We start from the raw sequence: 12,729 nt of genomic DNA on the forward strand, positions 1-12,729 counted from the left end.
ACTCACTCCAGGGTTTGAATCAATTGACTCGCCATTTGGCGTGCTTGTGCATCTACTGCCAAAATCACCTCCAGGGAGTCCGCTGGGACAGAAGCGAGGCAATCGAGCGTTCGATTGACCACTTCGGATATCTGGAGATAGGGGAGACCCCTATCTAAAAAAGCTGCGACGGCAATCTCATTAGCTGCATTGAGAATCGTAGGCGCAGTACCCCCTGCTTTAGCAGCAAAAAATGCTAGATTCAAACAGGGAAATTGGCTTAGGTCCGGCTCTGAAAAACTAAGACCCGCTAATTGCGTCAGGCTAAGCGGAGCAACACCGGCATCAATCCGCTCTGGCCATGCCAATCCATAGGCGATGGGTGTGCGCATATCTGGCTGCCCCATTTGTGCAAGCACCGAACCATCACGATAACGCACCATCGAATGTACGACGCTCTGCGGATGAATCAATACTTTAATTTTTTCTATAGGTAAGCCAAACAGCCAAAATGCCTCAATGACCTCTAAACCTTTATTCATCATCGTTGCTGAATCTACTGAAATCTTTTTTCCCATGACCCAGTTTGGATGCGCACAAGCCTCCTCTGGAGAGACCATCGCTAAATCGGCAACTGACCGATCTCTAAATGGTCCACCTGAGGCTGTTAACCAAAGTTCTTCTACGCCCAAATGTTCAGCAGGTGTCTTGGTAAATTCAAATGGCAGACATTGAAAAATCGCATTGTGCTCACTATCAATCGGCAATAGCTCTCCACCACCATCCTGCATTGCTTGCATAAACAAATGACCGGACATCACTAAGGCTTCTTTATTCGCAAGCAACACTCTCTTGCCCGCTTTTGCAGCAGCCAAGGTCGGGACTAGGCCAGCAGCACCTACGATCGCCGCCATAACGGTATCGCAGCCCGACTCTGTTACCGCAGTCACCAGCGATTGCGGGCCATACAAAATTTGAACACTACTGTGCTGATTTTGCAATAAGGAGCGCAAACGAGAAGCACCTTCAGCGGTTCCCACTACGGCAATAGCAGGTTTAAATTCGATGCACTGCTCGGCAAGGCGCTCGATTTGTTTTTCAGCAGTCAGTGCTACAACCTTAAAGCGCTCTGGATGAGCGCGAATCACTGCTAAGGTATTCGCGCCGATCGATCCGGTAGATCCTAAGATAGCAACCTGTCGACAACCCATTAAATCAACCCGGCAAGTAATGCGGCAATTGGCATTGTAGGAAGCAAAGCATCAACTCGATCTAAGACTCCACCATGTCCAGGCAATAGAAAGCTGCTGTCTTTGACGCCAGCTAAGCGCTTTAGTTGAGATTCAAAAAGATCGCCAAAGATGCTAAAGGCAGCCAGCACGGTTACCATTAAAAACATCGGCACCCAGCCAAATCGAATGGCCCACGCCCCAAACAAACTATCACCAAGCGGTAAGTAAGCTACGCATAAGAAAGCATAGAGATAGCACAGTAAAAGCCCACCGACTGCACCTTCAACAGACTTACCAGGGCTAATCTGAATAGCTAACTTATGTTTACCAAATGCCTTTCCAATGAAGTAAGCGCCAATATCAGCAACCCAAACCAAGGCAATACTCGTCAATAGAAAAACGAGGCCTAGCTCGCGCAAGAAAACCAAGGCAAACCAAGTGGCTGGCAGAATAATGAGGCCAACGATGCTGTAGAAAGGCTTGAATCTCTGAAAGGAAAGATCCATTCCTTTAGCCAGGATGAATGGTGCGATAAAAAACCAGAACAGAACCGCTATCATTAAAAGAGAAAACTGCCAGGCTGCTGCTTGCATCCCAAGTAAAAAAAGAATGACTACCAAGCAGAACAAGGCATAAAGCACTGCAGCCCATTTAGCCTGAGGGGCAATCATACGACTCCACTCCCATGCTGCAGCTGTGAATGCAATCAAAAAAAACGCGCCCAAATAAAATGCCGGCAACAAAAACAAAATAGGTAAAAGTACGGCCAGCAAAACAGCGGCAGTGATGATTCGGGTTTTTAGCATGGCAGAATTAGGTTTTGTTTATTTAAACGGCATCGCTCATTGGCTGAGAAGCCAACTGTGCACTTGTACGACCAAAACGACGTTCGCGCTGACTAAACCATTTAAACGCCTGATGCAGTTGTGTCTCATCAAAATCAGGCCATAAGGTATCTGTGAAATATAACTCGGTATAGGCAAGTTGCCACAACAGAAAGTTACTGACCCGTTGCTCGCCACCGGTACGAATGAATAAATCTGGCTCAGGAGCATACGCCATCGATAAATGGGGTTGCAGTAATTCTTCTGTAATTTGATCGGGCTGCAAATCAGGGTTACTCTCCAAGCATTTACGCATCGCCTGCAAAATATCCCAACGGCCACCATAGTTTGCTGCAATGGTGAGCGTCAAACCCTTACAAGCAGCCGTTTTTTGCTCAGAAAATTGCACCATTTCTTGAATGCTGTCATCAAAGCGGCTTAAATCACCGATGAGCCTGAGAGCGATATCGTTATCAGCTAAGCGTGATACTTCGCTTTTTAAAGACCTCAAAAAAAGCTTCATCAAAAAACCCACCTCTTCGGGTGGTCTACGCCAATTCTCAGAGCTAAAAGCAAAAATGGTGAGGTACTCGACCCCTAATTTTCTACACTCTTGAACCACCTTACGCACTGCACCAAGGCCTTCAGAATGGCCTGCCACACGCGGCATAAATCGTTGACTAGCCCAACGCCCATTACCATCCATGATGATGGCAACATGTCGAGGAATGGCATTTACCTCAGGGACAACTTGAGTTGAGCTTGTGTGCCGGGTCATCGAGATGGATTAAAAAGATCTCATTGACGACTAAACCGTCATGATCTCTTTTTCTTTTTCCGAAACAATCTTGTCAATGTCGATCACCGCACGATCCGTCATCTTCTGAATCTCGTCGGTTGCACGGCGCTCGTCATCTTCGGAAATTTCTTTATCCTTGGTGAGGCGCTTAAGGTGCTCATTGGCGTCACGACGCAGATTACGCACTGCAATCTTCGTATCTTCGCCTTCGTTTTTAACCACTTTAGTTAAATCACGACGACGCTCTTCAGTTAATGCAGGCATTGGAACGCGAATAATTGTTCCTTGTGATGCCGGATTTAAACCTAAGTCAGAATCCCGAATCGCTTTTTCGATCGCGCCAACCATGGTCTTTTCAAATGGCTGAACATTAATCGTCCTTGCATCTGCCAAGCCTAAACTGGCCACTTGACTCAGGGGCGTTGGATTACCGTAGTAGTCAACTTGAATGTGTTCGAGGATCCCCGGGTTAGCACGGCCAGAACGAATTTTTGCCAAATTAGACTTCAAAGCCTCGAGAGACTTCTGCATCTTTTGATCGGTGTTTGTTTTAATTTCTACTGCGGACATCAAGCCTCCTATTAAACGTGAACTAATGTGCCTTCTGGCTCACCTCGCACCACGCGCATCAAAGCGCCTGGCTTAAGAATCGAAAATACTTTAATTGGTAATTTACGGTCACGACACAATGCAAAGGCAGTAGCATCCATGACTTGTAGATTTTTGATGATCGCCTCATCAAAAGTAATTGTTTTATATAGAGTGGCGGTAGGATCCTTCATCGGATCTGCGCTATAGATGCCGTCCACTTTAGTTGCTTTAAGCATAATCTCCACGCCCATCTCTGCACCACGTAGTGCCGCTGCTGTATCGGTAGTAAAGAAAGGGTTGCCTGTACCGGCAGCAAAGATCACCACTTTGCCTTCGCTCAACGCACGAATTGCCCGGGGACGAATGTATGGCTCTACGACTTGATCCATTCTGAGGGCGGATTGAACGCGCGCCTCAATCCCTTTTTGACGCAAAGCATCTTGCAACGCAAGGGAGTTCATCATCGTAGCAAGCATTCCCATGTAATCAGCGGTAGCGCGATCCATGCCTGCAGCTCCACCGGCTACACCGCGGAAGATGTTGCCTCCACCAATCACGATTGCCAATTCAACACCGCTCCCGACCACTTCAGCAATTTCCTTCACCATCGAATCAATAGTGACTGGATTGATACCAAAAGCATCATCGCCCATGAGGGCCTCACCAGAAAGCTTTAAGAGAACACGTTTGTAGGCTGGCATCGTTTTATTTTCCGTAATTTGCCAAGCAACATACTTGCTCAGCTTATTGATCTTTAAGTAGTTTTTAATACTCTGCCCGAATTATAAAGGGCTTGGTGCAGATCAAACAAAAGGGCATGGAAACCGGAGATTCCATGCCCTTTTGAGCAAAACAGACTTTACTGAGTGCAACCCAGCAAAAAAGGCCCTAAATTAAGCGCCTTTAGCGGCAGCTACTTGCGCAGCCACTTCAGCAGCAAAGTCATCTTGACGCTTCTCAATGCCCTCACCCACAACATACATCGTGAAGCCTTTAATCGTTGTATTTGCAGCTTTAAGCATTTGCTCAACAGTTTGCTTATCGTTCTTAACAAACGTTTGATTCAATAAAGAAACCTCTTTGAGGTATTTCTGAATAGAACCTTCAACCATTTTCTCAACGATCTCAGCAGGCTTACCAGATTCAGCAGCCTTTTGAACAGCAACACTGCGCTCGACAGCAATTGCTTGCGCTGGCACATCAGCAATCGACAAAGCCACTGGCTTCATCGCAGCAATATGCATTGCTACATCTTTCGCAGCAGTCTCATCGCCTTCATACTCAACCATCACACCAATACGCGTGCCATGAAGGTAGGAAACCAATTTACTACTACCAGAGAAACGCTTAAAACGGCGCGGCATGATGTTTTCACCGATCTTACCGATCAATGCACTACGAATGACGTCTACAGTAGAGTCGTTCAATGGCAAAGCAAGTAAGGCAGTAACATCAGCTGGATTCTTCTCAGCGATCAACTTAGTACATGCGCTAGTAAACGCTAAGAAATCATCGTTCTTGGAAACGAAGTCAGTCTCACAGTTCACTTCAAGCAAAGCACCAGTAGTGCCGTCAATGTAAGAAGTCACAATGCCTTCAGCGGTAACACGAGAAGCGGCCTTACCAGCCTTACTTCCCAACTTCACACGCAGAATTTCTTCAGCTCTAGCCAAATCGCCATCAGCCTCAGTTAAGGCCTTCTTGCACTCCATCATCGGGGCATCAGTTTTGGCGCGTAACTCGCCAACCATTGCAGCGGTAATAGCGGCCATTATTCAGCTTTCCCTTCTTCAACAAGCTCTTCTTCGCCTTCTTTAATAGCGGTCAATACAGCTTGAGTTGAGGCGGCCTTACCTTCAAGAATCGCATCAGCGATACCGCGAGCGTAGAGCAGCACTGCTTTACTGGAGTCATCATTACCTGGAATGATGTAATCAATACCTTCGGGTGAGTGGTTGGTATCCACTACAGCGATCACTGGAATACCAAGCTTGATGGCTTCAGTAATTGCAATCTTGTGATAGCCAACGTCCACGACGAAAATAGCATCTGGAACACCATTCAAATCTTGAATACCGCCGAGTGCTTTTTGTAATTTGTCGAGGTCGCGATCATTGGTCAAAGCTTCTTTCTTGGAAAGCTTTTCCCAATCGCCTGCTTCTTTAGCAACAGCCATATCTTTTAAACGCTTTAAGGAGCCTTTAACAGTTTTGAAATTAGTGAGCGTACCGCCTAACCAACGGCTATCGATATAAGGCATACCAGCACGAGTCGCTTCTTCAGCAATGATCTCGCGTGACTGACGCTTAGTACCAACGAATAAGATAGTCCCACGATTAGCAGCAATTTGTTTCGCAAATTTCAGGGCATCCTGAAACATTGGCAATGTTTTTTCCAAATTGATAATGTGAATTTTGTTGCGATGGCCGAAAATATAAGGGGCCATTCTTGGGGACCAGAAACGGGTTTGGTGACCAAAATGGCAACCGGCTTCAATCATTTGGCGCATTGTTACTGACATAACATCTCCTAAGGGTTTTTTCTAAGATTAAGCCATAGCTGCGCTAAAAAACGCCACCCTGGAAGACTTAACCCGCGATTTCAGTCCAAAAATTGTCCTGATGAGTAAATTATAGCTTAAAGATCAAGAACCTAGCCAACGCACTCCAGCAAAAGCCGTGACAAACAGCGCTCTAATTTTATGAAAAGTACCTACTTGCCTATTAATTAAGCATTGAAGATCCACTAAAAACCACCAAGTCGTTGATAATATTGCCATGAATAGTGTATTTACTGCCGAGAAAGACATCCAAGGGATGCGCGAGGCTGGCCGCTTAGCCAGTGAAGTGCTTGATCATGTTGCGCCTCATGTCAAAGTGGGCGTCAGCACTGCCGAGCTAGATCGAATTTGCCACGCTTATATGCGGGATGTACAAAAAACCATTCCAGCACCGTTGAACTACCAACCCCCTGGCTACCCTCCTTTTCCAGCTGCTATTTGCACCTCAGTTAACGATGTCATTTGTCATGGTATCCCCGGAGAAAAAATTCTTAAAGCAGGAGATGTAGTCAATCTAGATATCACCGTGATCACCCCCGATGGCTACTATGGCGATACCAGTCGCATGTTCATGGTTGGTGAAGCATCTGTACTAGCTAAGCGACTCACCCAAATTACCTTTGAATGCATGTGGCTGGGTATTGCCCAAGTAAAACCGGGTGCATCACTAGGTGACATTGGTCATGTTATTCAAACCCACGCTGAGAATGCCGGCTATTCGGTAGTACGTGAGTACTGTGGCCACGGTATCGGCCAAGTCTTTCATCAAGACCCACAGATTCTTCACTACGGCCGACCTGGCACCGGTGAGAAATTAGAGATGGGCATGACTTTTACTATTGAACCCATGATCAACGCAGGTCGACGCGAGATTCGCACAATGCCAGATCAATGGACTGTGAAAACAAAAGATCGCAGCCTGTCTGCCCAATGGGAGCACACGCTACTAGTGACTGCAACCGGAGTTGAAGTGCTCACTTGGTCTGAGGGAAGTAATCCTCCTCCCGATTGCGTTAAAGGATTGGTCTTTAGGCCTAGCCTAGCTAGCGCTTAGAGCCTGTGGCCCTGAGGCCCTAAATGATCATCGATACCACCAGTTTGAAAGCTGCGCGTGAATGCGCATACGCCGATTTTAGAGAGCGCCAGACTGTTGGTAGGCTCACAAAAAAATTATGCAAATTAAGCGATGAATTACTGATTCATCTTTGGAATGCCTGCGACCTCAAATCCAACGCAGCCTTAATTGCAGTCGGCGGCTTTGGAAGGGGATCTCTTTTCCCCTACTCTGATATTGATATCTTAATTCTGCTGCCTGCAGATCAAAAATACTTCGAAGAAGTACTGGCCCCTAAGATTGAAAAATTTGTAGCGCAATGCTGGGATACCGGTTTAGAAATCGGATCCTCGGTGAGAACGGTGGCCCAGTGTATTTCTGAGGCAGAGAACGACATTACGGTACGCACCTCACTGCTAGAGTCACGCCTCATCTGTGGCAAGAAAGCACTCTTTAATGAATTTGAATCAGCCTATGAAAAAACCTTAGACCCAAAATCATTTTTTCAGGCGAAATTAGCAGAGCAAATTCAGCGACATTACAAATATCAAGACACTCCCTATTCGTTGGAGCCTAACTGCAAAGAAAGTCCAGGGGGCTTACGTGACTTACAGGTACTCTCCTGGGTTAGTAAAGCAGCTCATCTGGGTAATACGTTTAAAGATCTTCATATCGCCGGGCTCATCACTCAGCGAGAGCTAACAGAGCTCAATCGCAATCAACGTTTTCTTGAAACACTGCGGGCAAATTTACATTTACTAGCTGGTCGTAGGCAGGATGTTCTCGCCTTTGACTTGCAGGCTCCGTTAGCAGCGATGATGGGGCTTGAAGAAGAATCCTCAAGACTCGCAAGTGAAGCCATCATGCGTCGCTATTACTGGGCAGCAAAGGCCGTCACGCAGTTAAATGATGTCTTGCTCCAAAACATCGAAGCACTCCTTTTTCCTCAAGAATCTAAAACTACGCACACTATCGCTGGCGAGGGTAATGCTGGTTTTATTGAGCGTCAAGGTGTCCTGGATATCACTGACCTGCAACTCTTTGATAAACACCCAGAGCAGATTCTTCGCACCTTTTTGGTATTTGCACAAACTGCCAACGTGAAGAGTCTGTCAGCCAATATCTTTAGAGCGCTGTATAACGCCCGCCAAAAGATGGATAGCGCGTGGCGCAAAGATCCCGTGAATCGGGCACTCTTTATGCAAATTCTCAAGGAGCCTGATGGTGTAAGTCGGGCCTTTCAGCTCATGAATCGCACGAGCGTATTGGGGCGTTACTTACCCGCGTTCAGAAGAATTGTTGGGCAAATGCAGCATGATCTATTTCATATATATACAGTTGATCAACATATCCTAATGGTCTTACGGAATGTTCGGCGCTTCATGGTGGTCGAACACACTCATGAATTTCCATTTTGTAGCGGTCTCATAGCCAACTTCCAAAAACCATGGCTGTTGATTGTGGCGGCACTCTTTCACGACATTGCAAAGGGACGAGGAGGCGATCACTCCGCCCTGGGTAAAGCTGATGTACGCCAATTTGCCAAAGACCATGGCATAGATAAAACAGATACCGAACTGCTGGTTTGGTTGGTGGCTGAGCATTTAAATATGAGTCAATTTGCCCAGAAGCAAGACATCACCGATCCAGATGTTGTGCAAGCTTTTGCCAAAAAAATGGGGGACGAACGCCACCTCACTGCGCTCTACCTACTCACAGTTGCAGATGTGCGCGGCACTAGCCCTAAGGTTTGGAATGCGTGGAAAGCGAAGTTACTGGAAGACCTCTACCGCGTAACGCTGCGAGTATTGGGCGGAGCAAAACCAAACGCCTCATCAGATCTCGCGCTGCATCAAGAAGATTCTAGAGCGCAGCTGCGACTGAACGGCATCGAAGATGCTAGCTACGAAGATCTCTGGAAAAAATTGGATGTCGCTTTCTTTTTACGCCAAGAGGCAACTGATATTGCCTGGCTTACGCGCCATCTATTCGATAAAGTCGATAGCGCTACTCCTGTAGTACGTGCCAAACTCTCCCTACATGGCGAAGGTCTCCAGGTCGCGGTCTATGTTAAAGATCGCGAAGATCTGTTTGCCCGAATTTGTGCTTACTTTGAACGCCATGGTTTCTCCATTTGGGATGCCCGCGTTCATACAACGCGACATGGCTATGCTTTGGATACCTTCCAAATCTCTGGCAGTAATTTAGTGGGTGAAGGCGTTAGTTATCGCGATTTAATTGCCTTAGTAGAGTACGAACTTACCGAGGCTTTACAAAGTGATGATCCCCTGCCCTTGCCAAGTATGGGGCGCCTCTCAAGACAGTCTCGCACCTTCCCAATACAGCCTCGAGTGCATGTGACTCCTGATGAACGTGGCCACTATTACGCACTTTCCCTATCAGCCAGTGATCGAACAGGCCTGCTTTATGTCATCTCTAGAGTGCTTGCAAAGCATCAAGTATCACTACATACCGCTCGCATCAATACTTTAGGTGAGCGTGTGGAAGATATCTTTTTATTGGATGCAGCAAATCTCAGTAAAAACCCAAAACTCCAGATCTTGCTAGAAACCGAACTCTTAGAAGCGCTAAGTACGTAATCTTTTAAGCTAGCAAGTCCAACATAGCAGTCTCATCAATGACGACTACCCCTAGCTCCTCAGCCTTAGTAAGTTTGCTCCCAGCATCTGTTCCAGCTACAACGTAATCAGTCTTCTTGGAGACCGAACCTGCTACCTTGGCCCCTGCTTTTTCCAGTAAGTCTTTTGCCTTGTCACGTGTCAACGTTGGAAATGTACCAGTCAATACAAAAGTCTTACCAGCAACCGCTGCGCTAATCATTTTTTCTTCCACAGAAAGCATCATGCCAGAGGCGAGTAATTGCTCAATCACCTCACGGTTATGGGGCTCTTCCATGAAGCTAGTGATGGAGTTCGCCACTACTGGGCCAACATCTTTTACGCATAGCAGCTCATCAAACTTCGCATCCATCAAAGCGTGCATCGATTGATAGTGATTAGCCAAGTCTTTTGCAGTAGTCTCGCCCACATGACGAATACCCAATGCAAAAATAAAGCGGGCTAAGGTAGTTTTGCGAGACTGATCTATGGCGCTAATTAGATTATCAGCTGACTTTTCTCCCATCCGCTCTAAGTTAGCCAGCGCCGCAAAGCCTAGGCGATATAGGTCCGCTGGAGTTCGGACTAAATTGTGATCAACCAACTGATCAACAATCTTCTCACCCAAACCTTCAATATCCAAAGCGCGTCGATGAGCAAAATGGATTAAAGCTTGTTTACGTTGAGCCTGACAAAATAAGCCACCACTACAGCGTGCAATTGCCTCATCGACCAATCGCTCAATATGTGATTCGCAAACAGGGCACCGCGTAGGCATGACAAATTGCTGCGCATCAGGAGGTCTACGCTCTAGTATCACAGACACGACCTCAGGAATTACATCACCGGCACGGCGAACGGAGACCGTATCTCCGATGCGTACATCTTTACGCTTCACTTCATCTTCATTGTGTAAGGTGGCATTCGTTACCGTCACACCACCAACCTCAACTGGAGCCAACCTTGCAACCGGAGTAATAGCGCCAGTACGCCCTACCTGCACATCAATCCCCAGAACTATTGTCAAAGCCTCTTGGGCAGGAAACTTATGGGCCAAAGCAAATCGAGGCGCCCTAGAAACGAAGCCTAACTGAGTCTGCTCGGCAAAAGAATTCACTTTGTAAACTACGCCATCAATGTCATAAGGTAACGACCCTCTTTTGGCGCCAATTTCGTTATAGAAATTCAGAATCTCTTGAACTGATTTAAGTACTCGGCGTTCCGAACATACGGGCAAACCAAATGTTACGTAGGCATTGAGCAATGCTTCATGGGTTTTTGGCAGCCATACTGCGGGCTCTAGGGCACCAAGACCATAAGCAAAGAAAGACAGTGGGCGCTTAGCAGTAATTTTAGAATCAAGCTGTCGCAGACTTCCAGCAGCAGCATTACGTGGGTTAGCGAATTCTTTTTCACCAAGCGCAGCAGCTTGTTCGTTCATTTTCTGAAAGTCTTGAAGATAAATAAAAACTTCTCCACGCACCTCTAACACTGCAGGAATATTTTCGCCAGTCAGCTTTAACGGGATCGTATGAATGGTTTTAATATTGGCGGTTACATCTTCACCGCTAGCCCCATCACCTCGAGTAGCCGCTCTTACGAGAGTGCCATTCTCATAACGAAGAGAAATCGCTAACCCGTCAAATTTCAACTCTCCAGCGTAATTTACTTGATCTAAGTGAAGACCCTCACGGCAGCGCCGATCAAAGGCAATCAGCTCAGTCTCCTCAAAGGCATTATTTAAAGACAACATCGGCACAACATGGGTAACGGAGTTAAATTCTTTTAAAGCGCTACCTCCTACCCGCTGAGAAAGGGATGCGGGCGTAATCCATTGCGGGTGCGCCAGCTCAATATCTAACAATTCTCGAAATAAGCGGTCATATTCGCTATCGGGAACGATGGGGGCATCCAAAACATAGTAAGCATGCTCTAAGCGCGCTAGTTCAGACTGTAAAAAAGTATAGCGATCCGCTAAAGATGTCGGACTGGAGGAAGCCAAGGTTATTACCTAGCTAAAAAGTCTGCTGGCGGTGGAAGATCCCGCCAAAACTCCGCCCTTTTCAAGATTGGCATATAAACCATCGAGATGCTGACGAATACTCACTACAGCCGCAGCTGTCAAATTAATGCCATTGTCATCCACTACACGACCGTGTGCCACCTGGGCAATCTCAACACCTTCATTGAGCATACGCTCAAATGCCTTCTCATCTGCATCAAACAAAGGAACTTCAAGTAATAGAGTCACCTGCTTTACCGCAATATTTGGATCTAGTTCAGCGCTGCTAAAAATAAGCCTATTACCACTAAAAAATTCATAACTTCGGCCGCTTCTTGCTAACTTAAAACCACGCTGGCGCATTAATGAATCAAAATTAGTCCAAGGATAAGCATCATCAAACAGCACATTAATACCGAGTTGTATATCACTCTCTGCCGCCAATGCATCTAATTCTTTAGCGCTCTCAAGCATTGTTGTCACGCTGGGCATATCGATTTGAGAGTCCAGCATTTCTGCCAAAGCCTGCGCTCTTGAGCAAAAGTTGGATAGCTCCAAGACGCCGATGGGACCACGGCGGCTTGCCAATTGAATTGCTAACTGCAGCTCCGTGTAAGAAGCCTCTGCATTTAATATTTCCCAATTTGCAGCCGCATCGATGTCGGAGTGCAGGCCTTCGCACATCCAACGTGCACTAGACTTGGCCGTATCAAGGCGCCAGGCGTCAATTTCCGCAAGGATTTCAGCGCCACTAATGGCTTGATCGAATCGTAGTGAAATAACGCAGTCGATTCTGGGGTCAATAAAAAACGTCTCTGGGTCAAGACCGCCTGATAGCATTGAGATCGCCGTATTGGATCCCAATACATCTTCTACATCGCCATCAGCAAGGCTATGCCCAAAAGAAGGCTCACGAGCAAAACGATCACCAGCAGAAAGCTCATCAAAACTAGCAGCCTTACGACGTGCTCGGGCATGCTTTACGTTAAATCCTACTGTCGCCACCAAAAGCAATAGGCCAATAGCAGCCAAAGCGAACTGCAAGTCAGACAAACCAAGCATTGTCATGA

The 12,729-nt window shown here is 46.7% G+C and carries 11 protein-coding genes; 2 read left to right on the forward strand and 9 right to left on the reverse strand.

What is annotated here, in order from left to right; translation table 11 throughout:
* Positions 1–2: 2 nt before the first annotated feature.
* The 7 genes from ispC to rpsB all read right to left on the reverse strand — a co-directional run bounded on the left by ispC (position 3) and on the right by rpsB (position 5,946).
* On the reverse strand, positions 3–1,190 hold the full coding sequence (ispC, locus tag QUD86_RS05785; protein WP_286295814.1) for a 1-deoxy-D-xylulose-5-phosphate reductoisomerase: 1,188 nt from the start codon (positions 1,188–1,190) through the stop codon (positions 3–5).
* Complete coding sequence (locus QUD86_RS05790) at positions 1,190–2,017, reverse strand: phosphatidate cytidylyltransferase (protein ID WP_286295816.1); 828 nt, start codon at positions 2,015–2,017, stop codon at positions 1,190–1,192. The genes ispC and QUD86_RS05790 overlap by 1 nt, the downstream gene beginning before the upstream one ends.
* 22 nt (positions 2,018–2,039) lie before the next feature.
* Positions 2,040–2,813, reverse strand: a complete 774-nt coding sequence (gene uppS / locus QUD86_RS05795; protein ID WP_286295818.1) for an undecaprenyl pyrophosphate synthase — start codon at positions 2,811–2,813, stop codon at positions 2,040–2,042.
* A 30-nt stretch (positions 2,814–2,843) separates the two neighbouring features.
* On the reverse strand, positions 2,844–3,404 hold the full coding sequence (gene frr, locus QUD86_RS05800; protein WP_286295820.1) for a ribosome recycling factor: 561 nt from the start codon (positions 3,402–3,404) through the stop codon (positions 2,844–2,846).
* Positions 3,405–3,415: 11 nt separating this feature from the next.
* Positions 3,416–4,126: a UMP kinase gene (gene pyrH, locus QUD86_RS05805; RefSeq protein WP_286295822.1), complete on the reverse strand. Its 711-nt coding sequence runs from the start codon at positions 4,124–4,126 to the stop codon at positions 3,416–3,418.
* Positions 4,127–4,318: 192 nt separating this feature from the next.
* The gene (gene tsf / locus QUD86_RS05810) at positions 4,319–5,197 is read right to left on the reverse strand and encodes a translation elongation factor Ts (RefSeq protein WP_286295823.1); all 879 of its coding nucleotides are present in this window, start codon (positions 5,195–5,197) and stop codon (positions 4,319–4,321) included.
* Entirely contained in the window at positions 5,197–5,946 is a 750-nt protein-coding gene (rpsB, locus tag QUD86_RS05815; protein WP_100378798.1) for a 30S ribosomal protein S2, read from the reverse strand. The genes tsf and rpsB overlap by 1 nt, the downstream gene beginning before the upstream one ends.
* Before the next feature lie 256 nt (positions 5,947–6,202).
* On the opposite strand from rpsB, the gene map reads away from it, so the two are divergent.
* Both map and QUD86_RS05825 read left to right on the forward strand, forming a co-directional pair.
* Positions 6,203–7,039 (forward strand): type I methionyl aminopeptidase, encoded by an 837-nt coding sequence (gene map, locus QUD86_RS05820; protein ID WP_286295825.1) that lies wholly within the window; start codon positions 6,203–6,205, stop codon positions 7,037–7,039.
* A 23-nt stretch (positions 7,040–7,062) separates the two neighbouring features.
* The gene (locus QUD86_RS05825) at positions 7,063–9,639 is read left to right on the forward strand and encodes a [protein-PII] uridylyltransferase (RefSeq protein WP_286295826.1); all 2,577 of its coding nucleotides are present in this window, start codon (positions 7,063–7,065) and stop codon (positions 9,637–9,639) included.
* Between the two features lie 4 nt (positions 9,640–9,643).
* On the opposite strand, the gene ligA is transcribed toward QUD86_RS05825, so the two are convergent.
* Both ligA and QUD86_RS05835 read right to left on the reverse strand, forming a co-directional pair.
* Positions 9,644–11,659 carry an NAD-dependent DNA ligase LigA gene (ligA, locus tag QUD86_RS05830; RefSeq protein WP_286295827.1) on the reverse strand — a complete coding sequence of 672 codons (2,016 nt, stop codon included), beginning with the start codon at positions 11,657–11,659 and terminating at the stop codon, positions 9,644–9,646.
* Positions 11,660–11,668: 9 nt separating this feature from the next.
* The gene (locus QUD86_RS05835; protein WP_286295828.1) at positions 11,669–12,727 is read right to left on the reverse strand and encodes a cell division protein ZipA C-terminal FtsZ-binding domain-containing protein; all 1,059 of its coding nucleotides are present in this window, start codon (positions 12,725–12,727) and stop codon (positions 11,669–11,671) included.
* Positions 12,728–12,729: the final 2 nt, after the last annotated feature.

This window comes from Polynucleobacter sp. TUM22923, from assembly GCF_030295705.1.
In the GTDB taxonomy this organism is placed as follows: Bacteria; Pseudomonadota; Gammaproteobacteria; order Burkholderiales; family Burkholderiaceae; genus Polynucleobacter.